This is a genomic window from Bdellovibrio sp. HCB185ZH, assembly GCF_047302455.1.
In the GTDB taxonomy this organism is placed as follows: Bacteria; Bdellovibrionota; Bdellovibrionia; order Bdellovibrionales; family Bdellovibrionaceae; genus Bdellovibrio.
The window spans coordinates 3,471,094-3,493,653 of sequence record NZ_CP178624.1 but is presented as its reverse complement, the minus strand read 5'-3'; the positions used below and the strand labels follow the sequence as shown (position 1 = coordinate 3,493,653).

Genomic DNA, 22,560 nt, shown 5'->3' with positions numbered 1-22,560 from the left:
CCGCATCGTGTCGCAAATAAACTTCATCGCCTCGGTGCTCATCAGAAGTCAGCGCCATCCCAACCATGAGTGGAATCAGAAACATTAGATTTTAAAAAAGTCGATACTAAAACAAAAAGCTTCCTCCGGCTCGGAAGGATCGGAGACTTTATTGAACTCCTTTATAAAGTTCGCGATCTTCTTCTTAAGTAGTTCAAAGTCGTCTTCTGACATAGATTGAATAGCTGTGTAGTGCATAGAGGTTCTATCATTTTTTTGAGTGTTATCTATTGCACGCACGCGCCAGTTCAAATGATGATTAGCAATCCAGCTACTATCGTCTGAAAGATGTAGATTTCCTGAGGCCCATTTATACCGGCTGCCGTCCTTCTTAACGAACTCTAAAGCTTCCAATTGGTTTAGAAAATGCTGTGCTACGACTGCCGACAATCCCAATCGCTTTCCAATTTGCTCTGCGGTTTGGAACTTGGTGATTGAAATCAGTGTATGAATAGCAGTCAGCATCCAGTTAGAATAATAAGTTCCAACACCAGAATCGACATTCGAGATCACCTGAGATTCACGCTGCTGATTTTTAAGCCTGTAAGCTTCACGAGACAGATCGCGAAGTTTGTCTTCCAATTTTCTTCTAAGCTTAGGAGTATTAGCTTTTTCTTTTTCCACCAGCAAAAACAAATACTCTTGCTCGTCGTCATTCATTCCTAAGTACTCAGCCATACCGAATACTTGATCTAGAGTCAGATGATTTTTGCCGTTTAAGCAGGCTGACAGATAAGACTTCTGGCACTCCCCGGACTCAGCAAGCCTCGTCAACAGACCGCGCTCGCCGCTGCAGGTATCAGTCAGGAAATTTTTATAGGATTTATAATCAAATACAGTCGTCATAATGAATAGCCTATCCACGGCATATACACATGTAAAGTTTAAATGAACAAATAGGTAATTAATTAATAACTTTTATATTTTAAAAAAGACCTTAGTCCCATATCTTCGGTCGTACCGACAATAGCGTCTAAACGAGAGATCTTATGAAAAACAAGTTCGCTTTAAACACACTTACTCTTATCGCAACAGTCTTAGTATCGATGACTGTATCCGCGAAAGAAAAAGTTCTGTACAGCTGCAACGAGGATGAAAAAATGGGTGGTTCACGAGGATCCATCAGCTACGATCAAAGCGGTATCACAATTCGACTGCAATCAAAGATTAAGGCACGCAAACCTATAAAAATAGAATCGCCCTATGATGCGGACGTCAACGGAGCATACAGTGAAGTTCTCACAAAAGTTATGAATATCAAAGGACATGTTCAAATCACTAATGACGGACTAATCCTCACGCTGCCTGAAAAGCAAGCTCAGCTGAAGGTCGTTTACAAGTCGTGGCTTGCTCTAACATTTTATTCTGACAACGCCTATATTCTTAATCAGATCACAGAAAATACAGGTTATGGCGTAAGTGATGCATTCCCGACTGAAGCAAGTATTGGGTTAGCCCATTGCACTCGTATCAAATAAAAAATGTTCGCAGGAGTGACATATGAAATCAATAATTCTAATTCCAATTTTACTTATTTCCATGAACACCTTTGCTGTGAGTTGGAAAGATGGAATCGGCGAATATCGCGCCGTTCTTCCCGAGGGCTTTGATGGAGGGATCATCATTGATGCAAATGGTGACTCTGGTGTATTTGTGTCTGCGTTTGGTAACGACTGGGCTCCTTGGTCTAAGGGAAAACGTTTTCCTTTTCTCTGCAATGGCGGAAAGTGCAAGGATAAAACCGGAAGTGGCATATTGAATTTTATACCGGGCAACATTGTTTCCTTAGATACTGGTACTACTGCTCTCCGTTTTAGAAAAATCGATGGTAACAACAATCCCCCTTCATCTCCTGAGTCTACGTGGATGAACAAAGAATATGCAGACACCAATCAAGTGATTTATTCCGCCTATCAAACGGACAAAGCAAGCAGCGCAACCTTAGTAATTAGTTGTAAACCTAAATCTGCGCAAGTTAGCTGGGCTATCCGGTTGAATGAGAAAACCCATCTTGCAGCTCAAGGTGCTGTGCTTTATGCGAAAGCGACACTGAAAGTGGATTGCAAATTGGATAGCGGTCAGACGCAGAAATCCAATTGGTCGGTAGCTGACAATCGCTATATCACTCCAACTCAAATACCGCCATCAAGCATCGCTGAATTGAAAAAGGGGTCTCAGCTCAGCATGACACTTGTAGCGATAAAACCAGATGGTACAGAGGTAAAATTAGAAGCAATGAACTTCTCATTGAGGGGCTCAACCGCTGCTTTGAATAAGCTTCAGGAAAGCTGCGGTCCAAACTCAAATTCTGACTTACCAACACCACTTCCGTAGCCAGTCCCAGGACGACAGTTTGCGAGCATAGGATGTGCAATTAATAAATTCATTAACAAAGAATAGGCTAAATATGTCTGTATTGAATCTGACTGTAAAAAAGTTTTACACCTCCATAGCAATTTTGGGCTGCGTGGTCCAGACCTCCACCGCCTGTGCAACGTCAATCCGAAATCCCGCTTCCCCTTATGGAGGCCAAACAAATATTACGATCACAACGAAGCCCAATATCGCGAAAGACAAACAACCGCAGTCGCCAGCTTTGATTCTTGATACTAAAACCATTTTTGGTGAAAACAGCCACCCTCCAATGGAAGGGCCTCGTACTGGCGGCGGAGGCAACTCCTGCGCCCTTGCTATCACTCAAAACACTACAACACTTATGGAACTGTTAAGCGAAAGTATGTACCAATCGATCTTCCCCGGCTCAGATTCGTCAAAAGTTATCTCCACGATGAAAAAGACAAGATTTTATCTAAAAGAGGCTCTCATTAAGGACGGACAAGCCAAGGATGCGATGAACTACCCTTTCGACGGCGTTATCTATGTTTCTCCTAAATTTTGTGCGTCGGAATTAGTCGAGGTGTCAGGTCGTTCGATGAGTTTGCTACTTCATGAATACTTAGGATTGGCTGGAATTAATGACCGCAATTATGAAGTTTCCGGAAAATTTCTTGAAATCTACGTCAACGGAAAATCTAAAGACGCTCAAACTAAAGTTTGGCTGAAGAATGAATTTAAAAAGGACCTTCGCGGTAAGAAAAGTTGCTTTGGTGGTGCAATCGCGAAAAGCATTGCTGAATACGAAGGGGACGATCGAAACTTCCTTAAAGACCGAGAATATACAATTAATATTATGCCTATAGACTACTCTGGAACGGGCATTACAGATGGCCAGTGTAAAACTCTTGATAAAAACAAGCGCGAAATTGACTATACTTCCGCGAACGCTGTTTATTGGCTATGTAGTAAGAGCAACTATCAAACATATCTTGCGACAGTGCCTCTTCTTTGGGGCTCACACGGCTCAGTTGGGATTTCTCCCGTTAACTTCAAAGTGACACGTATAGAAACTACTACTACGTTTAAGCGCTATGGTGCCGAGGTTGGAGAAGGGGTTTTAAACGAGTCTTCTCAAACTAAAATTGAATGTGCACCTCATGATTTGAAGTGGGAAAAAGTACAATGAAGATTTTTATAAACCACTTGTTTTTGAAAGCATACAAAATCAAAAAAGCGCTGACTTTTAAGTCAGCGCTTTTTTTTCAAGCCACGATCTTTCAGAATTTGCTGTACAAAGATCTGCTTACAGAGTCGCTTCTAGTTTTAGAATCTGTTCGATCGTCAAACCGACTTTGCCTTCGCCACCGAAAACAGTTCCGGTTTTCTTTTTCGTCAAATGCTCTTTAGCTGTTTTATAAGCGTTTGCTGGAAGTGGGATGTACTGAACTTGTTTCGCCATTTCAGCCGCTTTGTCCAAATAGAATTCCACGTATTGTTTTACTTCGGGTTTTTTCATCGCTTCTTGAGAAACGTAAATGAAGATAGGACGAGATAGCGGGTTGTATTGCCCAGAGATCACAGTTTTTTCATCAGGAAGAACCGCTTTGTTTTTCGCAGGTGATTTAGGACCACCGATGACGCCCAACAATTTCAATTTATCTTTGTTCGTCACATAGTAAGCGTACGGAAGATAGCCCAAGCCACCTTTGTTGCCGTTCACACCCGTTACGCGTGTGTTGTGGTCAACAGAAGCTGTGTAGTCACCGCGAGAAGATTTGGATTTTTCAACGATCGCCTCTGTGAAGTAATCGAAAGTTCCATTATCCGTTGAAGCACCGAAAAGAGTCAGCTTTTCGTCAGGCCATTTTGCATTCACTTGTTTCCAAGTCATGATTTTGCCTTGAGCTGCTGGCTCCCACATTTTTTTCAATTCTTCAGTTGTGATTTCATTCACCCAGTTGTTTTTTGGATTTACGACGATCGCGATCGCATCGAAAGCGATTGGCAATTCAAAGTATGTCACTTTAGCAGTACGGCACGCCGCCATTTCTTCTTTAGTGATGGGGCGAGATGCATTTTGGATATCTGTTTCAGCACGGCAGAATTTTTTGAAACCACCACCAGTACCAGATACGCCGACCGTTACTTTCGTTGCACCTTTAGAAACAGTTTGGAATTCTTCAGATACAGCTTCAGTGATTGGAAATACCGTGCTGGAACCATCAATTTTAACTAGGCTTTCCGCTTTTGCGGCAAATGCGCTTAGAACCAAAGCGCTCATGATCAAGAACTTCATTATTATCCTCCGATAAATGGATATCAGAAAACTAACAAAGTCCCTGGTGAAGAGGTATCTCCCCAGGGTTAAGATTGTGTCAGGGAATCGTTAAGGAAACTCCTTTAGCGCCGGATAAGTTTTATCAAGGCGCAAGGAGGAAGCTATACACTTTAAAGGCGGACGCTAAGGCCGTCCTTCAGAGCTTGTTTTTGGGCACGTAGTGCTGGAATTAAACCAATTAAGATGCCCGCGGCAATGGCTGCAAAGATATAGATCAGTTCAGAACCGGTGATAGCAGCACCATCTAAATACAGACCAAATTCGTTTTCCAACCAAGGTTTCAAAGCGATCGCTAGCACGAAAGACAAAATAGTACCCGACACCACTCCGACAACTGTCAAAAGAGCGGATTCAAAAACCAAAAGTCCCAAGATTTGTTGCGAGCCCGCACCAACAGCACGCAAGATCGCCATCTCGCGACGACGTTCATTCAATGTCGTCGTCAATGCAATCAACATCCCCATAAAGCCGACAGCTAGTACCATCCAGGAAATCATACGCAGAACATTTTCAACATAGGAAAGTCCCTGCCACAACTCACTTAAAGTTGCGCCTGGAATGATTGCAAGCAAAGGCTCTGCTTTGAATTCGTTGATTTCACGTTGCAGCTTCAAAGTTTCCACGCGAGATTTTGCGCCCACGAAAAACGCTGTGATGCTGTGAATTTTTATATTCTCTTTTTTGATTTCAGCGACGGGAGTTTCTTTCGCCGCCGAAGGAACGGCACCATCCTGCCAGTCCATATGAAGGGCTTCCATCCCCTCTAGGCTGACATAAACCGAACGATCCAGCGGAGTTCCCGTGCTATTCAAAATACCTGCGATTTTAAAAGGACGACGGTCATGTTTCAGCACGCCTTCACCCTTCGTCACCCCGTGAGCGATGACCACGCTGTCACCCAGTTTATAACCAAGCTTGTGGGCAACCTCGGCTCCAATGACTACATCCCAAAGATCCTGAAGTTCATGCCCGGAATGCAATGAAACTTTCTGATCACCGCGATAATGATAATGCTTAAAGAAATCAGCCGTCGTACCGACAACACGGAAACCACGGTGACTGTCCCCTAGCGAGTACGGAATCGTCCATTCAATGGCCGGGTGCTTTTGAATCTCTTGGTAGGATTCATAGGACACGTTGTGAGTCGCATTCCCCATATTGAACACTGTATACAGAATCAGCTGCAACGGGCCACTGCGCGCACCCACGATCAAATCAGTTTTAGAAATAGTTTGAGTGAAACCTTCTTGCGCCGCTCTTTGCGCGCGCTCCACTGACAAAAGCAACCCTACACTGAGGGCAATAGAAATCACAGTCAAAGTCGTCGCCAAGGCGCGGTTTTTAAGAGATTTAATAGCCAGGTTCAAGAAGATCATCGTGCTGTCCTGTTAATTGATTCAAGCGACAGCGAACGTGTAAAGAGGCTCTCAATACCTCGATCGTGAGAAACAAACACCACTGTCGTTCCATAAAGCTCAGACAAGTCAAAAAGCAGCTTCAAAAACTTCTCGCGATGATCGGCATCGAGTGCCGATGTCGGCTCATCTGCCAACAACAAGTCAGGTTTCCCCAACAAGGCTCGCGCGACGGCAACACGCTGCTGCTGTCCTACGCTCAACTCAGTCACTTTTTTATCCAGCAAATCACCGATACCCAAGTTACCGCACAAAGCACGGATCACCATGTCCGTATCCACGCTACCCAAGCGGGATTTACGCACAGGACTTAGATGCAAAGGCAATTCAATGTTTTCAATGACCGAAAGATACGGAATCAAGTTGAAGCTTTGAAAAACATAACCCATGTGTTCAGCACGGAAAGCATCGCGTTCCGCAGAACTCATCGTCGAAAGCTCACAGCCCAAAATTTTGATGCTGCCTTTCGTAGGAACCAAAACTCCTGAAAGACATTCCAACAAAGTTGTTTTGCCAGTCCCACTGGGACCATACAAAAAGAGTTCTTCCCCTTTTTGCACCGTGAACTCGGGTACCACTAACGTTGGCTTGTTATAGCCAGGATAAGTGTACTCAAGGTTACGAATTTCAATCAAAGCTTCACTAGAGCTCAACCTGTTCTCCGCTCTTCTTAATTTCCTGGGACTTTTGTGTTTCCCCGGTGATCACTGTGACCTTCACAGTCTTCACGTGAGTAAACACTTTTTGCACCCCAAAAGTCACCGCTGTACCAGTCGGTGCAGTTTCACAAGTCACATTAAAAATGGCATTTACATCCGCATGTTTGTCCTTTTGGACAACTTCGTTGTAATCCATTTTTACTTCACACTTGTTTTCCGCTGCAAACTGAAACAAGTCATTCACTTTATCATTAAATTTCTTAAGACCTGCCTCTTTATTGGCCTTGTCTTTGACAGATTTAGCTTCGTATTCAAAGCCATAAATACTGGAAGCTGGAGCGTGGAACTCAATTTTGCCGTTTTTTCCATCAAATGCGACATCGACCGTTGCGACACCGTGGGCATGAGCCCCTTGCTCGCGTGCGGCCAAGGCCAACACTGAAAACAAAAGCACCTTGAACATAAAACCCCCTTTATGGGCGATTCTGAGCGGAACCTATTTATAAGGCTCTACAGCCTCGCCAGTAATTTCGAAGGATGCGTCACCGTACATTGATTTCTTGGTTACGAGTTTAAAAGTGCCATACACCCAGATTGGGCCTTGCATTGCTGGCACACCCTTTTTCATTTTAACATAGACCATCTGATTCGGCGGCGGAGCGGGAACGTGAATGCACGCCTGAGAACTTGGCACCAACAAAAACTCCACCACTTGGCGCTGCTCGTCTTCAAGCGGCACCATGAAACCCGGAATTCTCACTGGTTTTTCATTCAAGGCCTCCAACTCGGGAGTGCCCTTGCCGGTAATATAATCCATCTCCCCCAACAGGCGCCAATCGACGGTCGCGCCACCCAGATCAGGGCCCTCTTTCAGTCGTTGATAAGTAGCGACTGAGGCGATGACAGCTAGAATTAAAATACCGGGTACAAGCCAGTTCCTCATAGATCTAATTTAAGGCCTCTGCCCTCTTAAATGCAATAGCTTTGCTTGACCTCAGCATCTCTGCTATAACCAAAAACCTGATACCAAGAGGTACTAATTATGAGCGGAAAAATTCAAAGAGTTCGTGGCACGCGTGATCTTCTTCCAGAGGAAAGCAGAGTCTTTCGTTTTGTCGAAGAATCAGCCTATGAAAAAGCAAATCTTTACGGTTATGGCGAAATAGAAACGCCGATTTTTGAATTTTCTGACGTATTTCATCGCACTTTAGGCGAAACTTCGGATGTTGTTAGTAAAGAGACTTATGACTTTACAGATCGCGGTGGAGAAAGCCTCACTTTAAGACCCGAAGGCACGGCAGGCGTGGCGCGCGCTTTTATTTCAGAAGGCATGAGCCAAAATCTTCCTTTAAAGTTCTATTATTCTGGCCCCATGTTTCGTTATGAGAGACCACAAAAAGGTCGTTATCGCCAATTCTTCCAATTAGGCGCAGAGTGTCTAGGTTATGACACTCCTCATGCAGATGTAGAGTGTATTGCTTTCGCTTGGGATCTTCTAAAAAGCATCGGTATTTCTGGCGAGTGTACTCTGGAGCTAAACACTTTGGGTGATGCTGAAAGCCGCGCAGCCTATCGCGAAGCTTTGGTTCAATACTTCACCACGCATCAAGAACAATTGTCTGCAGACAGTAAGACTCGCTTGGCAAAGAATCCTCTGCGCATTTTGGACTCCAAAGACGAGGGCGACAAAAAACTGAGCGAAAATGCGCCAAAATTCCAACAATATTTAAACGAGTCTTCACAAAAGTTTTTCGCCACAGTGATTGCTGGAATTGAAAAGTTGGGCATCCCATACAAAGTGAATCCATTCATCGTGCGTGGCCTTGATTACTACTGCCACACTGTTTTTGAATTCACGACTGATAAGTTGGGAGCTCAAGGAACCGTCTTAGCTGGTGGACGTTATGACGGCTTGGTTGAAACCATGGGTGGGCCTCGCACGCCAGGAGTGGGTTGGGCTGCAGGGATTGACCGCTTGGCTGATCTGACGCCGAAAGAACTAGCTCTTAAAAAAGAAGTTCTGGTCGCGGTTATCGGAGCCGATGATCAAGGTGAAGACGAAAGTGTTAAACTGGCTCACGAGATTCGCAGTCGCGGGATTAAGGCTGAAAATTTCTTATCCGGCAAAATGAGCAAGAAAATGCAAAAGGCGAATAACAAAGGCGCACACTATGCGCTGATCTTAGGTGGCAACGAAGTCACCAGTAAAACTGTCACGGTTAAGAATTTTGTGACAGGAGAGCAAAGCATCGTCCAAAGAAGTGAAATCGCAACTTTTGATTTCAAAATCTAAAAATAAAAAAAGGACAGGCATTAGACCTGTCCTTTTATTTTTCCACTAAAAGAGAAGAATTATTTACGGTTTAAACGAATGCTTTGACCGCGGCCCCAGCCGCTGATTTTCAACGAACCAGATCTGCTCCACAAGAACATCAGTGCAAATCCCACGGCCAACATCGCGACACTCAACCATTGACCACGAGTCAGGCCCAGCCATTGGAAACCGATTTGGGCATCAGGCATGCGGAAGTGTTCGTCAGCGATGCGTACCAAGGCATACAGCACGATGAATGTGGATGCGATGAAACCCGGCTTACGTGGTTTTCTCCATAGGAAGAATAGCACCACGAATAAGAACAACCCCTCGCCCACAGCTGCAAACAACTGCGACGGATAGCGTGGAGTTAACAGCGGCTCAATCGCTGCTTTGACTGCTGTGTTGCCATCTTGGATTGTAAGAATGATTTTGTGCAAAGTTGCGTAAACTTGTTCACGAGCACCTTGATCCATGTGGAATTTCCCCACAAGTTCCAACCACTGCTCACGAGTCGTTCCCATTTTATCAACCACATCCCCAAGTTCGTTCAAACGATTAAAATCCTGAGAAGGCCACATTTCGATGTCTTGTGGAAACTTCACCGCCAACGGGAAAGAGGGATCGCAAGGACGACCGACAAGCTCACCGTTAATGAAGTTCGCGATACGACCAAAGAAAACACCCACGGGGCCTGCAACCGCTACCAAGTCAAAAAGGTAAGTGGCATTGACAGAATATTTACGTGCGTACAATAGGCAGGCCACCACGATACCGATCATACCGCCATGACTCGCCATGCCACCTTCATTCACCGCTAGCACTCCCCAGAAAGGGAAAGCGGATTTGAATTTCCAGATCAGGTCAGGGCCATAAAAGAATACGTAACCCAAACGACCGCCCACCAAAGTACCGATCGCTGCATATGTGATGAAATCGCCTACCATTTGGGCAGTTAGTCCCGCGCGCTGACGTTGTGCCAACCATTTGATTAACAAGTAAGCACAGATGAACCCCATCATGTAAGAGAGGCCATACCAACGCACACCGAAGTCACCAGAAATTCTTAAAGCAAAGGGATCAAAATCGTGAACCACTGTTCATCCTTCTTTGAGACAGTTTTTACGTCTCATATTTGTGTCTCATCCTGCGTCTCAACAGGGAAAATTTTAGACTCGGTCCTAATAAAGCGAGAAAATGGGGGCATGTCCAGATTTTCATATTTACTTCTGTCATGCATTATCTTGTTTTCCTTCCATTCAGAGGCGCAAACAGCCTCGAAGTGGAGTAATGGATTCGATTGGACCCAACGGGCCTCCAAACGCGAGGCCGGCCGCTGGTCTTTAACGGATTGGCTAGCAATCAAAGAAAAAAATCGCATGATGGATCAGTGGCTCTCCTTAAACAGCCCCTCCCCCTATGAATTCATGCTTGGCGGAGGATACCTGTCGTACGACAAGCATATCAGCGATGGCTCCGTTGCGGATTCAGCCTATTCTGTGATTAACGGCGAATTAGCAGCCTATGCTCAATTTGTCGGAGTAGGCGCGGAGTACACGAATAACACCAACGAAAGCTTTTCTGATCTTGCCGGGTTATTCCATCTGCGAGTGTTGGGAAATTCATTACAAAACACGGGCCTGACTTTTTCATACGGTTTGCGAACAAGAGATATGACCGGTACCACCGCCACCAAACTTTCACAGCAGTTCGCACAAGCGGATTTGCAAATGTACCTGACCAAATATTTCGGTTTGGATGGCAAGTACAGATACTACATGCCCGTCAGCAATGATCAACTGGGTGACGTGAAAGAAGACTTGTTCGAGGCGAGTGTATTTATCGACTTTAAGGCCCTTAGAATCTTTGGTTCGTGGGTTAGAGAGAAACAGAAAATCAAAGCTCCCGGCGGAACGGATGAAGTAAATACCGACCGCACCGGGATTCGCTCAGGCATTAAACTTTTCTTTTAGACTTCACTTGCCAGAGTTAGTTCAAAGCTTCGAAAACACCTTCACCCGTCACAAAATAACTTTGTGTGGATTCCTGATGGCTCACTGTTGAATCCAATGTCCAGTGGAGATTCATTTGCATCGCTGCAATGGGATTTTGAGTGGTACCGATATTTGTAACCGCCGGGACACCCGCCTGAACATTGAATTCGAAACCCCAAGCCACGGATAGATCTGCAGGCAGAATTGTCGCATTGGTGATATAGCGGCCCACGCCATTCACACTGCCGTTAGTGGTGTACATGATACGATACGTGAAATCCACAACGGTCATATCAAAACCATTTTTGTATTGAACATTGTAGGTTCGGTATTGAGGCGAACTCCATCCTTGCAAATCCGTCCAGCATTTAACTCCCGCAGGCAATGCATTTGCGGAATCGAACTTTGAGTTCGTGACGGGCTTGCCTGATTGAATGATCTCCCAGACGGTCTTTCCAATATTTATAACCTCGCCAAGGGATTGCACATCCACTGCAGACACGGGACTGACCTGCAAAATACCGCTGCAGTCAGAGCGAACTTGTAAAGGTGCAGACGAGAAATTCCCCGTCACTTCACGGGCGATCACTTTTTTAACTTTGAAATACTCTGTTGAATATTGATGAGATTGTGCGAATGCAAGTGAGGAAATAAAAGAAAGAGCAATGATTGCTGAAATACGAATCACAGAAACCTCCTAAGGGTGGAGAATTTCTATCAAGAGATTTCGCATTATCAAGTTAAGATTACTACCACTGTTTACTGAGGGTCAGAGTTGGAAACAACCACGTCTTCGTATTTGATTCTGATGTCTCAGTTCCATCGACAGTTTTCTTGGAATAAGCTGCGTGATAGTAATTAAGACCAACCCCCATACGGAATCCGGATTTAATTTCCGGCATCACGTTGAAGCCGACCATGTAACTCGTGCCTTGCCATGACTCGTTGCTATTAGAAACGACGTTCTTATAAGTTCCCTTAGCAAGAACATTATAGTTCGCAGTCAGACTGAAGGATTCGTTTTTACCGAAATTGTACTTAACCGCAGGACCAGTATCAGAAGTTTGAAAAGATGTTGGTACTGTCGTTCCTGTTGCGTTCGAATTACCCGACATGCTGATGCCTAGGTAACTCCAACCCGCCCACCATTTTTTGGAGAGGTGCAAATAGCCAGTTATATTGTAGTAGTATTTTGTTGCATCATCCTTAACATCAGTAGAGCTGGTATTTTCGGAAATGTATGAGCCTGCAACGTCCAACATAAACTCAGCGCGAGCGCGCGGAGCCATGATAAACAGAATCAGAATGATAATAAACGCTGAGGTTTTCATATCATTCTGATCGGTTTCTTAAATTCTTGTCTGAAATTTATTAAGTACACTTAATCAGGAATCAGAAATTCCCGATGAAGGTCGAGCTATTTTTTAATCAAAAGTGCAGCATAAAAGCCGTCGAAACCTTCACGGTCTGGACGAAGGTGGATCTCTTTTTCCAACGTCCACTCTTCGCCATGTTCGCTCATAAAGCGTGCGATTTGTTTTTCGTTTTCTGACGGAAGCAAACTGCACGTGGCGTAAACCATTTTGCCACCTTTTTTCGTCATTTTCGAATAAGACGTTAGCAACTCATACTGCAATGTCTGCAGACGAGTGATTTCTTCTTCAGTCAGCTTCCATTTTGAATCAGGGTTGCGGCGCAAAACGCCCATGCCTGAACAAGGAACATCCAACAACACGCGATCCGCTTCACCATGCAAGCGTTTGATCACTTTGCTGGAATCAATCACGCGAGTTTCGATGATGTCGATGCCGTTGCGACGAGCTCGTACTTTCAACTCTTGAAGTTTCCACTCGTGGATATCCATAGAGATGATGCGGCCCTTGTTTTTCATCAAAGAAGCGATGTGAAGTGATTTACCACCAGCACCCGCGCAAGCATCGACAACACGTTGACCTGGCTGCACGTCAAGCATCGGCACAACCATTTGCGAAGCCGCGTCTTGCACCTCAAACATCCCTTTACGGAAAGCTTCAGTGATAAAGACGTTGCGACGTTCTTTTAGTTTCAATGCATACGGAAGATCCGGAGAAACTGGCAAAGCTTCGATTTCGGCTTTTTTAAGTTCTTCGATCACCTGATCTGGAGTGAATTTCAAAGCATTCACGCGCATGAAAACTTCAGCGGGCTTATTCAACGCCTTTACTACTTTTTCCCAGACATCACCCAACTCCTGACGACCGCGGGCATCCATCCAATCAGGAATGGATTGTGCGACCGGGAATCTATCTTGGGCTTCTTTTTCGCGAGCTTTGATGAAATCGTAATTCAAACCTTCGAACTCTTCCCAATCAGGCGGAAGGTCAAAGCCCATTCGCAACCACTGAATACCGACGATGCGCCACATATCCCCGCTTTGTCCCATGAACTCCAACAAGCGATACCAACGGACGACTTCGTAAACAGTTTCCGCAAAAAATTTGCGATCGCGGGAACCCCACTTGGAATGTCCCTTAAGATTGTATTGAATGACTTTATCGGCGTATTTGTTTTGGTCGAAGATTTCTTCTAAACCCTTAACAACGGCCTCTGCGAGATGTCTGTGAATTTTCAAAATGTAAATACCAAGCCAGCGGCTAAAAATGTTCCATTAATTTGCCCTGAAGAGAGCAAAAACAGGGAATTTCTTAACCCAGCCTCAAGGAAGAAGCCAGTGTTTTCAAAGACATTGAAAAAGCGTGCACCCGCGATCAATTGGTAATCCAAAGACAGCGCTGACTTCGAATTTGTTTGCTTCATAAAGATACCCAACCCCGCTCCCGCACCGAAGTACAGAGGGAAACGAGAGTTTGCATCAGGAAAAGTGATCACGGGCAAAAAGGAGATCTTGCTCGCGTTTTCGTCAGACACGTTGTAGTCCGAATACTCCATGCGAATATTCAAATCCATGGAGTTATACCACTCGCCCACTCGGTAAGTGACGCCGAAATTATTTTTACCCACGTCGTCTTGCTGACCGTTTTTACCCCAGTCATAGGATTGCGAAGCCATATAGCGCGCATAGTGAATCGCCAGATAATGATCGCTCGAACCGTTAAAAGTGCTTTGCGAGTTTCCACCACCTACATACGTGGTGTTGTCGTCCTGATTGTCTTTTTGAAAATATTTCGATGCGGCATCACGGCCCACAACGGGTTGCTGTGCCGAGGCATTAGAAGCAATCAGAGTGATTGGAAGCAATAGGGGCAAAAATACGGAAAAAACGTTCTTCATAAGTCACCTCGTTCTCAGCCATTATCATAGCCAAATTTGGGGCCTTAGCGGAACTCATTGCAGCGTAAAATGATGCATATAGTCAATAGACTGGAGGCATTGACTCTGAGAGGGGCGATACCTAATCTCCGGCTAACCTTTTGGGACGGGACCAAAGACTATGAAATGCCCATTTTGTGGCCATGCCGATGACAGAGTTTTAGATACGCGAGTGCAGAAAGATGGCAGCATCCGTCGCCGTCGCGAATGCCTTGAGTGCAAAGCTCGTTTTTCGACAGTTGAAACAATCATGATCGCCCTCCCATATATCATTAAAAAAGACGGTCGCCGCGAACCATTCAGCAAAGAAAAAATTCTTAAAGGTTTGTCAGCTGCGACCCAAAAACGTCCTGTCAGTGTCGCGCAAATCGATGCCGTGGTAGAGCGAATTGCAGCTTGGATCGTCAACCGTGGCGAATCTGAAGTCAGCTCCCGCCTACTTGGCAAAAAGGTGATGGCGGAACTGAAACAGCTTGATGACGTGGCTTATGTTCGTTTCGCGAGTGTTTATCGTACCTTTAAAGACGTCCAGGAATTTGTTGAGACTCTTGAAGACGCTGAACTGCTTGATTTTGTCGATGCAAGTAATCCACAATTAAGCCTTACAGCGATGAACTTTGTTGAAAGCGAGAAAAAGCCAAATCATGAAACTGACAGCAAGACGCCAAGCCCGGGAGCTCGCACTCCAAATCCTGTTCCAAACTGAGTTCACGCCGACAATCAGCGTTCGCACTTTCATGGATGTATTCGAAGAATCTTACGACGCGGAGACGATCTCTTACGCCGATCTTTTGATCAAAGGTGTTCAGGAAAATAAAGCCGCCGTGGATTCTAAAATCCAAGCGTCCAGCGCTCACTGGAAGGTTGAGCGTATGGCGACGATTGATCGTAATATTTTGCGTATCGCGGTTTGGGAAATGAAATTCTCTGCTGATCCAATCAAAGAAAATATCGCCATCAATGAAGCGGTTGAAATCGCTAAAAAGTACGGCACTTCTGATTCTGCAAGCTTCGTAAATGGTTTGTTGGATCAAGTGAGCAAGGTGCACTAATGGCAGTCAATGTGCTTTCCCAAGCTGGCGCTTTAAACCCGGGATCTGATCTCTGGATCGTGCCGCAACTTGGGAAATCACAATGGACCAGCAAGCTTGATTGGTATTTGAATTTCCAATTATGCAAATCCTCCCGTCACACCAGCGCCAACGTGCCTGGCTTCCTGAACGACGTGATCAAAGAAACTGAACTGAACAAATTCTATCGTCCTGTAGCGGCGGCAGCCCCAATGATGATCGCCTCTGAGACCCTGCTTCCCAACAAGTGGGTTGTGGTTGTGCCTTGGAATGACAACGTCGGCACTTGGGCGGAATCGATCTCTCGCGTATGGAGCGGCTTGCAACAGCCCACTTTGCGCGTTTTCCTGCCACCTGGACAAAGTACTGGGAACTTTCAGCAAGCTTGGGTGAAGCATCATAGCAATCAGGATTTTACTGTCGTGCTTGATTAATCCTCACACCTGCCTTCACAATGAAGGTAAGAGGATTGCATCACATGGAACGTCTATCACAAGCTCTGGTTTCTAAAATTTCCACTTTTCAAAAACGCCTTCAATCATTTCTAGAAAACGATTTCGATCCGCAATCAGAAGAGCGTGAACGCGTGCAAACCGAATTCGAAGCTTCCCGTGATGAAGCTTTGATCCGTGGACTGTCTCAAGGATTGCCTGAAGATCATATCGATCGCGCGATTGTGGTGTTCTCTCGACTGGCGATGCTGTTCCAAGCAGGCATCTTGCTGGAAAATCACGATGGTGACTGGAAAGCACAAGCGTTCTTTCATAAAGGTGTTTCTGAGCTTTTCAAAAACAATGCAAAGTCTTCTTTAAGCATTCCGAATGCAAATCTGATGGCGTGGATGAAGACGGATGCGGCTGCAATCTTACGTAAAACAAATTTGCAACACTTGGATCCTGAAAACAAAACAACGTGCTTGTTGATCAAAGTGACGCCAGATTTTTCTTTCATTCTGTTTTCGACTTTGCCGGATATCTGGCTACAGTCGCACTCGGACAGTGTTCGCCGCGCTTTAATCAACGGCTTTGCCGACTAGGATTTCATGACGACTGAATCAAAACCCTACACGATCTACATTGTCTCAGACTCTACTGGGGAAACAGCGGCGACGATGATCCGCGCCGCTTTGGTTCAGTATTCCAATAAAGACATCAATATCATTCGCAGTAAAAATGTGCGTACGGAAACTCAAGCAGAAGCTGTGGTCGAAGAATGTTTCGAACGCCGGGGGATGCTGGCCTATACTGTTGCAAGTCCTTCTTTGCGAAACAAGATCCGTGATTTTGCATCCAGCAAAGGGATTCCGCATTTTGATTTGTTGGGTCCTCTGTTAAATACGTTGGACACTTTCTTCGGCGAGCATTCTGAATCCCATGTGGGTGCTTTGCGTGCCGTGGATGAACGTTATTTCAAACGCATCGAAGCAATCGAATACACGGTTAAACACGACGACGGTAAAACATTTGCGGAACTTGATAAAGCGGACATCGTGCTAGTCGGGATTTCTCGTACAAGTAAAACTCCACTGTCGATTTTCTTAAGCCATAAGGGTTGGAAAGTTGCTAACGTTCCTTTGGTGTTGAATGCGCCTCTTCCAGAAGAACTGTTTAAAGTCGATCAGCGCCGCGTAGTGGGTCTGATCATCGATATGGAATCGCTGCAAAGAATTCGTAAAAGCCGTTTGGAAAAATTCGGTCAGGATCCTGGTGGCGAGTATGCATCAATGTCCCACATCGCTAAAGAAATCGAATTCGCGGAAAAGATCTTTAAGCAAAATCGCCGTTGGCCCGTCTTCAATGTGACCGAACGCGCACTTGAGGAAACAGCCAGCGAGATCGTTCGTATCATCGCTGCCCGACTGGGACTTCCAGACAGCGTGATCTTTTAATTACAGCAAGAAATCCAAAACGCTTGCCAGTGGCAGCGTCATCCAGAAAAGGACTTTCTTAGAGACTGGTACATTTTCGTGCATCGGTTGACCGTCTTCTCTGAATCCTGCGCGATTTAGTTTTGCTGAGGAAGCGATGTGCTGCTTGATATCGTTTTGCAAAGCTAACGCAAGTTTTGGATTGTCACGACAGATCAGTGCCATCTCGGCATTGATATTTGTTGAACGTGGATCCATGTTGAATGTTCCAACGATGATCGTTTTATCATCGATCACGGCGCGCTTGGAATGTGTGCCCCATCTTGCGGGACGAGCCTCTGGAATCAACGGGTAAACGTTTTGATTCACGTGACCTTTATGCATCCACACATTCACACCCAACTCTGTCCAACGACGAATGCGGGTATCAAAGATTGCCTGCGTATAAAAGGCATCCGTTGAATACAAACTGTTCGAAACAACGTTGATTTCGATATTTCGGCGAAGCAGATCGTTCAAAATAGACGAGATCTCTTTTTTCACCACGAAATAAGGCGACTCGATAAAGACCCTTTTTTGCGCAAGACTGGTTTCAACAGCCAACTGCTTGCGAAGGACACGGGTTTTTTCTCCCATACCTGGGAAGTCCGCAGCGAAAATCATGTCATGGCATGTTCCGCTGACTTCCTTTGCGAGCATTTGGGCGCCAAAGGTATCCACGTATTTGCGTATTCTTAAATCTTCCGCCGTCAGAACTTTAAAAGCAGCGGCCTTGGCCGTGCCCTTATCATAGTAGTACTTATCCGCATGATATCGACTGACACTGATGCGTGCGTCTTTATCATGAAGAGTATTGGGATCGTTCATGGTTTCTTTCGTGATGCCATAAAAATCTTCGGGTTGCGGCTCGCGAACGATGGGTGCATTTTCAGTGATCTCGGCATTCCAGAACTCTTCAAAGCTTGTAAGCATATCTTTAACGATAGAGCCCTTCACCACGATATCCGTGTCCAGGAAGTTATACTCCGGGCTTAAATCAAAGTACTCATCAGCGATGTTACGACCACCGGTGATGCCTTCGATTCCGTCCACGATCAAAGTTTTTCTGTGACTACGGAACTGAACTGTCACAACACGAACTAAAACAGCAGGATTGTAGTAGTGAACTTCGATCCCAGCTTCTTTCAAAACAGAAGCATAGTATTTATTCAACTCAAAGATCGGCAAAGAAGTATCAACGATAACACGAACTTTTACGCCCTGACGGGCTTTGCGAACCAAAGCATCCGTGATCAAACGACCTGCTGAATCGATACTGTAAATGAAGTATTCCATCTCGATCGACTTTTTGGCGTTTTCGATCATATCCAGACGCTTTTTCAAAGCGGCGATGCCGCTATCAAGAATGGTAACTTGTTGAGGTTCGGTGCGACGGCGATAAACACCTTCAGAGTCTTTCATATTACGAGAAGCCGTGGCTGTACTCGCAACAGTCATAACCAAAGCCATTAAATAAAGACTTGTTTTCACCAAGACCTCCGATATAGGAAACGCGCCGGGAATTCAGTTCCAACTATGCAATTTGACGGCCATTTCATTGCAAACTCACAGCACATGGCGGGGAATAACCCGGGGACCTAGGCAGAATTTTCAAGGGTGTTCAAAGACTTAACACCTTCAAGTCTTTGATGGGTGGTGTTTGATCGCAAGGCCGAGGGAATACATAAGGAAAAATAAAAACTGCTATGCGATGCTGTGACCGTTTTGAATCAACAACCCAATGACAGGAGGTCATTATGTTTTCCAAAGTGATAGCCGCGGCGGTCCTACTTTCCTCATCTTTTGCATTTGCTTACCCAACTCTGGGTGACAAGGTCATGTGGAAAGGTGCTGAAGATAAATTGGATGGCACTAGCACTCCACTTACTGCCACCAAAGAAGTCACTAAATGGGATATGGACACCCACAAATGGACAGTCAAATTTGACATGACCAAAGGTGATCAAACGACAACCGAAGAATATATGACATCATGCCTTTGGAGTCCCGATGAATGGGCGATGTTGATGGCGAAATGCGTAGAAAAAGGCGGCACGATGGAAGACGTGACTGTAAAAACCGGCACCTATAATGCCTGCCGCATGACGGTGACAGCAGATGACGGTCGTATTATCAAAACATGGATGGGTGACGTTCCATTTGGTTTGATCAAAAAAGAAATCACTAACGTTACTGAAGGCACAAAAACTCATTTAGAACTTGAAACTATCACTCCAGGGCCAACACCAGCTCCCGGCTTAGAGTAAGAAAATAAAAAGAGCGAGGAAGACCACCTCCTCGCTCTCAACTTCCAATTTCAAATTTCCAATCTCTACTTAGGCTACTTTCTTATGATGATCCCCATGAACAAAGACATTCATCTCGTCCGTAGCACCCTTCATAATATTAGCCTGATTACTAATATCCGTCGAAGTACCCGCAATCTCTTCCGAAGAGGCCGCATTCGACTGAACCGACGCATCCAACTGATTCATCGCTTTGGAAATCTGCTGAATTCCCGTCGCCTGCTCTTCACTCGCAGTTGAAATCTCCAAATTCAGATCAGACACTTTTTTTACTGATGTCACGATACCCTTTAGAACCTCACCAGAACGATGCGCCTGTTGAGTTCCATTTTCAATTTTCGATACGTTGGATTTAATCAGCGTGTTGATATCCTTAGCGGCCACGGCAGATCTTTGTGCCAAAGCACGAACGGCTTCTGCTACCACGGCGAAACCTTTCCCCTGCTCGCCAGCACGAGCGGCTTCAACCGCCGCATTCAGTGCCAACAAGTTCGTTTGGAATGCGATATCATCAATGACGTTGATAATTTCTTCGATCTCTTTTGAAGACTTAGAGATTTCGTCCATCGATTGCATCAAAGAACTCATTTCCACTTCCCCGCGACCCGCCGATTCAGAAGACTGCGCAGATAACTGGGCTGCTTGTTTGGCATTGTCTGAATTCATACGCACCATGGAACTCATCTCTTCCAGGGCCGCCACGGTTTCTTCTAAGGAAGCTGCCGATTCACTTGCAGATTGTGAAAGACCTTGTCCTGCTAAAGACAACTGCTCAATCGCTTCTGTCACATGATCGCCTGTTTTTGAAAGACGATCTGTGATGCTGCTCACCGCTTTGGAAATATAACGAGCGATTAAAAGAACTGCGACTAACAATATCAAAGTTCCAGCCACCGCAATCATGACTTGATTCCAGATCATGGCGCGTGCATCTGCCATCACAGTTTTTAACGGTGTGCGAATTACCAAAGACCACGGAGCATCTGTCGCACCCATCGTCATCGGAGAAACCACATACAAGCAATCTTCATTTAAATCGGGATCAAGACCTGTCACTACCAAGCTTTCACCTTTGGCAAAAGCCGCCTTGAATTTTTCAGGGGCTACTGCAAAGTTAGAAGCCTTCGTCAGCATCTTTTCATCCGGGTGAGCCACAAAATTTCCACTTGTCGTCACCAGGTACGCAGATGAAGTCTCAAAAGGTTTAATTTTAACGGCGTCACGTTGCAGATCTTTTAGAGGCAAATCCACCCCTGCGACACCCGCCACTTTACCATCGATGAAAATAGGCACAACCGCAGAGGTCATCAGCACTTGCACGCCATCAATTGGATACAAGTAAGGCTCAACCATTGTTTCTTTACCACGGGCTTTTGGAACCAGATAGTAATCCCCAGCTCCCGCTTTTTCGTAATCAACCAAAGGTCCCAATGTCGCTTTGCCATTGGCATAACTTAAATAAGGAATAAAACGACCGGACTTATCAGAACCTTCGCTGTTGACGAAGCTGGCGTCTTTGCCGTCCCATGCGTTCGGCTCCCATGCCGTCCAAACACCGATCAGTCCTTTGTTGGATTCAAGAATGTTACGGAAAGAGTGCTCCAATGGACCACGTTCTGTGTGATTAAATTTTTTAGCAGCTTGTAGATGTTGAGACAGGGTTCGTGCGATTCCTAAACCTTGCTCCACACTCACGCGCATTTCGTTTGCATAAGCTTTGGCGATCGCCGTTGACTTATCAACTGCTTGACGCTCAGCCGTGCTCAGACTGTTTTGTGCGACCAAATAATTCATCGCCGTGAAAACCAAGATGGCGATCAGAATAATTGGTACGGACATTTTTAGTTGAATGGAATGATTTGTTTTCAAACTGGCACCTTCCGAAAAGTTTTGAAACTTCTTACTTTTCGGAAAAATGCGACTGTTTATATAGTGTATTGGGGTCTAGGCTTTTTCCTGGCCTGCGAGTGTCGAGTAGAAAACCTCGACCAAGGGCTTGTTACTTGAGTTCTTTTTATAATAGAACATCAGATCCATTTCATAGGCGAGATCTTTCACATACACGCGATTCAGGCGGCCCGAACGAACTTGCTTTTTAATGGAGTGAGCGGGCAAAAATCCCCAACCCAAGCCTGCTTCAATCACGCGCTTTAAAGTACCCACGTTCGCGGATTCGAAAATGGCGTGGGCTTTGGAAGTTTCCATTTTCTCTTTCAGCATTCTGTTAAAACGCGGAAATTCCTGAGTGAAATCCACGACGGGGAACTCACCCAAATCTTTGGAAGTGATCTGCTGGGGCATTTTTTCGTCTTTATTGGAACCGACGAGCCACATTTCCTCTTTCACCAGGAACTTTTGTTCGACGCCATCCAATTCTTCCGCAAACTCTGTTTTGGTATCGGGAAGAATGATCACGTCATACAATGACTTCTTAAAATTCTTGATCAGGTCTTCGCCGGATTCATAATCGATCTTCAGTGACAATTCAGGATTATGGCGCATCAGACGTCCTACGATCGGGCTCATCAAATGCAAGCCAATCGAGTTCAAGGTTCCAATGCGCAATTGTCCCTTCATCTGATTTCCGATGGATTTAATGGCGACCTCTGCCTGTTGGGTCAAATGAATGATCTTCTTAGCATAGTCGTAAAGAACTTCCCCTTGGGGAGTCGCCTTGATCTGACGAACTCCACGCACCAGAAGCTCACAACCTAGATCTTCCTCCAGGTTGCGAATCTGCTGACTGACTGCGGGTTGGGTAAGATAAAGCTTGTCGGCTGCGGCAGTCATACTGCCTTCGCTAATCACAGTCACAAAGGTTGTTAGCTGATACAGGTTCTTCACGACAATTTTCTCCTTTGCGCTTTGATCCC

Annotated in this window: 25 protein-coding genes; 11 read left to right on the top strand and 14 right to left on the bottom strand. The window is 45.4% G+C overall.

The annotated features are described in order from the left end of the window. Positions 1–84: 84 nt before the first annotated feature. Positions 85–885, bottom strand: a complete 801-nt coding sequence (locus ACLSU7_RS17025; RefSeq protein ID WP_413293092.1) for a TIGR02147 family protein — start codon at positions 883–885, stop codon at positions 85–87. Positions 886–1,028: 143 nt separating this feature from the next. On the opposite strand from ACLSU7_RS17025, the gene ACLSU7_RS17020 reads away from it, so the two are divergent. From ACLSU7_RS17020 to ACLSU7_RS17010, 3 genes are read left to right on the top strand one after another with little or no spacing between them, the layout of a single operon-like run. After that, on the top strand, positions 1,029–1,517 hold the full coding sequence (locus ACLSU7_RS17020; RefSeq protein WP_413293091.1) for a hypothetical protein: 489 nt from the start codon (positions 1,029–1,031) through the stop codon (positions 1,515–1,517). 22 nt (positions 1,518–1,539) lie between these two features. Beyond that, positions 1,540–2,373 (top strand): hypothetical protein, encoded by an 834-nt coding sequence (locus ACLSU7_RS17015; RefSeq protein ID WP_413293090.1) that lies wholly within the window; start codon positions 1,540–1,542, stop codon positions 2,371–2,373. 34 nt (positions 2,374–2,407) lie between these two features. Further along, complete coding sequence (locus ACLSU7_RS17010) at positions 2,408–3,562, top strand: hypothetical protein (protein WP_413293089.1); 1,155 nt, start codon at positions 2,408–2,410, stop codon at positions 3,560–3,562. Positions 3,563–3,679: 117 nt separating this feature from the next. Here ACLSU7_RS17010 and ACLSU7_RS17005 read toward each other — a convergent pair whose 3' ends face one another. The 5 genes from ACLSU7_RS17005 to ACLSU7_RS16985 form a co-directional block, all read right to left on the bottom strand. Next, positions 3,680–4,672, bottom strand: coding sequence for a PstS family phosphate ABC transporter substrate-binding protein (locus ACLSU7_RS17005; RefSeq protein ID WP_413293088.1), 993 nt, complete (start codon positions 4,670–4,672; stop codon positions 3,680–3,682). A gap of 152 nt (positions 4,673–4,824) precedes the next feature. Then, entirely contained in the window at positions 4,825–6,090 is a 1,266-nt protein-coding gene (locus tag ACLSU7_RS17000) for an ABC transporter permease (RefSeq protein ID WP_413293087.1), read from the bottom strand. Further along, positions 6,087–6,782, bottom strand: a complete 696-nt coding sequence (locus ACLSU7_RS16995) for an ABC transporter ATP-binding protein (RefSeq protein WP_413293086.1) — start codon at positions 6,780–6,782, stop codon at positions 6,087–6,089. The genes ACLSU7_RS17000 and ACLSU7_RS16995 overlap by 4 nt, the downstream gene beginning before the upstream one ends. Continuing rightward, on the bottom strand, positions 6,772–7,251 hold the full coding sequence (locus tag ACLSU7_RS16990; RefSeq protein WP_413293085.1) for a ZrgA family zinc uptake protein: 480 nt from the start codon (positions 7,249–7,251) through the stop codon (positions 6,772–6,774). Before ACLSU7_RS16990 ends, ACLSU7_RS16995 begins: the two co-directional genes overlap by 11 nt. Positions 7,252–7,284: 33 nt before the next feature. Next, positions 7,285–7,731 carry a DUF3299 domain-containing protein gene (locus tag ACLSU7_RS16985; RefSeq protein WP_413293084.1) on the bottom strand — a complete coding sequence of 149 codons (447 nt, stop codon included), beginning with the start codon at positions 7,729–7,731 and terminating at the stop codon, positions 7,285–7,287. A 99-nt stretch (positions 7,732–7,830) separates the two neighbouring features. On the opposite strand from ACLSU7_RS16985, the gene hisS reads away from it, so the two are divergent. Beyond that, positions 7,831–9,081 carry a histidine--tRNA ligase gene (gene hisS / locus ACLSU7_RS16980; RefSeq protein ID WP_413293083.1) on the top strand — a complete coding sequence of 417 codons (1,251 nt, stop codon included), beginning with the start codon at positions 7,831–7,833 and terminating at the stop codon, positions 9,079–9,081. 59 nt (positions 9,082–9,140) lie between these two features. Here the strand turns inward: hisS and lgt are convergent, their stop codons facing one another. Continuing rightward, positions 9,141–10,199 (bottom strand): prolipoprotein diacylglyceryl transferase, encoded by a 1,059-nt coding sequence (gene lgt / locus ACLSU7_RS16975; protein ID WP_413293082.1) that lies wholly within the window; start codon positions 10,197–10,199, stop codon positions 9,141–9,143. Between the two features lie 108 nt (positions 10,200–10,307). On the opposite strand from lgt, the gene ACLSU7_RS16970 reads away from it, so the two are divergent. Beyond that, entirely contained in the window at positions 10,308–11,075 is a 768-nt protein-coding gene (locus tag ACLSU7_RS16970; protein ID WP_413293081.1) for a hypothetical protein, read from the top strand. A gap of 16 nt (positions 11,076–11,091) precedes the next feature. Here the strand turns inward: ACLSU7_RS16970 and ACLSU7_RS16965 are convergent, their stop codons facing one another. The 4 genes from ACLSU7_RS16965 to ACLSU7_RS16950 all read right to left on the bottom strand — a co-directional run bounded on the left by ACLSU7_RS16965 (position 11,092) and on the right by ACLSU7_RS16950 (position 14,366). Then, complete coding sequence (locus ACLSU7_RS16965) at positions 11,092–11,784, bottom strand: hypothetical protein (RefSeq protein WP_413293080.1); 693 nt, start codon at positions 11,782–11,784, stop codon at positions 11,092–11,094. 61 nt (positions 11,785–11,845) lie between these two features. Continuing rightward, the gene (locus ACLSU7_RS16960; protein WP_413293079.1) at positions 11,846–12,427 is read right to left on the bottom strand and encodes a hypothetical protein; all 582 of its coding nucleotides are present in this window, start codon (positions 12,425–12,427) and stop codon (positions 11,846–11,848) included. An 86-nt stretch (positions 12,428–12,513) separates the two neighbouring features. Continuing rightward, entirely contained in the window at positions 12,514–13,707 is a 1,194-nt protein-coding gene (locus ACLSU7_RS16955; RefSeq protein ID WP_413293078.1) for an RsmB/NOP family class I SAM-dependent RNA methyltransferase, read from the bottom strand. Next, positions 13,704–14,366, bottom strand: a complete 663-nt coding sequence (locus ACLSU7_RS16950) for a hypothetical protein (protein ID WP_413293077.1) — start codon at positions 14,364–14,366, stop codon at positions 13,704–13,706. Before ACLSU7_RS16950 ends, ACLSU7_RS16955 begins: the two co-directional genes overlap by 4 nt. A gap of 160 nt (positions 14,367–14,526) precedes the next feature. On the opposite strand from ACLSU7_RS16950, the gene nrdR reads away from it, so the two are divergent. From nrdR to ACLSU7_RS16925, 5 genes are read left to right on the top strand one after another with little or no spacing between them, the layout of a single operon-like run. Continuing rightward, positions 14,527–15,111 (top strand): transcriptional regulator NrdR, encoded by a 585-nt coding sequence (gene nrdR / locus ACLSU7_RS16945; protein ID WP_088616822.1) that lies wholly within the window; start codon positions 14,527–14,529, stop codon positions 15,109–15,111. Next, positions 15,050–15,457: a transcription antitermination factor NusB gene (gene nusB / locus ACLSU7_RS16940; protein ID WP_181604816.1), complete on the top strand. Its 408-nt coding sequence runs from the start codon at positions 15,050–15,052 to the stop codon at positions 15,455–15,457. The genes nrdR and nusB overlap by 62 nt, the downstream gene beginning before the upstream one ends. Beyond that, a complete protein-coding gene (locus ACLSU7_RS16935) occupies positions 15,457–15,909 on the top strand; it encodes a hypothetical protein (RefSeq protein ID WP_413293076.1) in 453 nt (150 codons plus the stop codon). Before nusB ends, ACLSU7_RS16935 begins: the two co-directional genes overlap by 1 nt. A 44-nt stretch (positions 15,910–15,953) precedes the next feature. Further along, the gene (locus ACLSU7_RS16930; protein WP_413293075.1) at positions 15,954–16,511 is read left to right on the top strand and encodes a GTP cyclohydrolase; all 558 of its coding nucleotides are present in this window, start codon (positions 15,954–15,956) and stop codon (positions 16,509–16,511) included. A gap of 6 nt (positions 16,512–16,517) precedes the next feature. After that, positions 16,518–17,363 (top strand): pyruvate, water dikinase regulatory protein, encoded by an 846-nt coding sequence (locus ACLSU7_RS16925; RefSeq protein ID WP_413293074.1) that lies wholly within the window; start codon positions 16,518–16,520, stop codon positions 17,361–17,363. Here ACLSU7_RS16925 and ACLSU7_RS16920 read toward each other — a convergent pair whose 3' ends face one another. Beyond that, the gene (locus ACLSU7_RS16920) at positions 17,364–18,872 is read right to left on the bottom strand and encodes a phospholipase D-like domain-containing protein (RefSeq protein ID WP_413293073.1); all 1,509 of its coding nucleotides are present in this window, start codon (positions 18,870–18,872) and stop codon (positions 17,364–17,366) included. It lies immediately after the preceding gene. Between the two features lie 266 nt (positions 18,873–19,138). Between ACLSU7_RS16920 and ACLSU7_RS16915 the strand changes: the two genes are divergently transcribed. Next, positions 19,139–19,648: a hypothetical protein gene (locus tag ACLSU7_RS16915; protein ID WP_413293072.1), complete on the top strand. Its 510-nt coding sequence runs from the start codon at positions 19,139–19,141 to the stop codon at positions 19,646–19,648. A 69-nt stretch (positions 19,649–19,717) separates the two neighbouring features. On the opposite strand, the gene ACLSU7_RS16910 is transcribed toward ACLSU7_RS16915, so the two are convergent. Then, positions 19,718–21,556, bottom strand: a complete 1,839-nt coding sequence (locus ACLSU7_RS16910) for a methyl-accepting chemotaxis protein (protein WP_413293071.1) — start codon at positions 21,554–21,556, stop codon at positions 19,718–19,720. A gap of 75 nt (positions 21,557–21,631) precedes the next feature. Then, positions 21,632–22,531 (bottom strand): LysR family transcriptional regulator, encoded by a 900-nt coding sequence (locus tag ACLSU7_RS16905; protein WP_413293070.1) that lies wholly within the window; start codon positions 22,529–22,531, stop codon positions 21,632–21,634. Between the last annotated feature and the right edge of the window lie 29 nt (positions 22,532–22,560).

Coding starts and splice junctions, on each gene's coding strand:
- ACLSU7_RS16985 (WP_413293084.1), bottom strand. CDS start 7,731: ATGAGGAACTGGCTTGTACCCGGTATTTTAATTCTAGCTGTCATCGCC.
- nusB (WP_181604816.1), top strand. CDS start 15,050: ATGAAACTGACAGCAAGACGCCAAGCCCGGGAGCTCGCACTCCAAATC.
- ACLSU7_RS17015 (WP_413293090.1), top strand. CDS start 1,540: ATGAAATCAATAATTCTAATTCCAATTTTACTTATTTCCATGAACACC.
- ACLSU7_RS16950 (WP_413293077.1), bottom strand. CDS start 14,366: ATGAAGAACGTTTTTTCCGTATTTTTGCCCCTATTGCTTCCAATCACT.
- ACLSU7_RS16925 (WP_413293074.1), top strand. CDS start 16,518: ATGACGACTGAATCAAAACCCTACACGATCTACATTGTCTCAGACTCT.
- ACLSU7_RS17020 (WP_413293091.1), top strand. CDS start 1,029: ATGAAAAACAAGTTCGCTTTAAACACACTTACTCTTATCGCAACAGTC.
- nrdR (WP_088616822.1), top strand. CDS start 14,527: ATGAAATGCCCATTTTGTGGCCATGCCGATGACAGAGTTTTAGATACG.
- ACLSU7_RS17025 (WP_413293092.1), bottom strand. CDS start 885: ATGACGACTGTATTTGATTATAAATCCTATAAAAATTTCCTGACTGAT.
- ACLSU7_RS16960 (WP_413293079.1), bottom strand. CDS start 12,427: ATGAAAACCTCAGCGTTTATTATCATTCTGATTCTGTTTATCATGGCT.
- ACLSU7_RS16970 (WP_413293081.1), top strand. CDS start 10,308: ATGTCCAGATTTTCATATTTACTTCTGTCATGCATTATCTTGTTTTCC.
- ACLSU7_RS16915 (WP_413293072.1), top strand. CDS start 19,139: ATGTTTTCCAAAGTGATAGCCGCGGCGGTCCTACTTTCCTCATCTTTT.
- ACLSU7_RS17005 (WP_413293088.1), bottom strand. CDS start 4,672: ATGAAGTTCTTGATCATGAGCGCTTTGGTTCTAAGCGCATTTGCCGCA.
- ACLSU7_RS17000 (WP_413293087.1), bottom strand. CDS start 6,090: ATGATCTTCTTGAACCTGGCTATTAAATCTCTTAAAAACCGCGCCTTG.
- ACLSU7_RS16930 (WP_413293075.1), top strand. CDS start 15,954: ATGGAACGTCTATCACAAGCTCTGGTTTCTAAAATTTCCACTTTTCAA.
- ACLSU7_RS16990 (WP_413293085.1), bottom strand. CDS start 7,251: ATGTTCAAGGTGCTTTTGTTTTCAGTGTTGGCCTTGGCCGCACGCGAG.
- hisS (WP_413293083.1), top strand. CDS start 7,831: ATGAGCGGAAAAATTCAAAGAGTTCGTGGCACGCGTGATCTTCTTCCA.
- ACLSU7_RS16935 (WP_413293076.1), top strand. CDS start 15,457: ATGGCAGTCAATGTGCTTTCCCAAGCTGGCGCTTTAAACCCGGGATCT.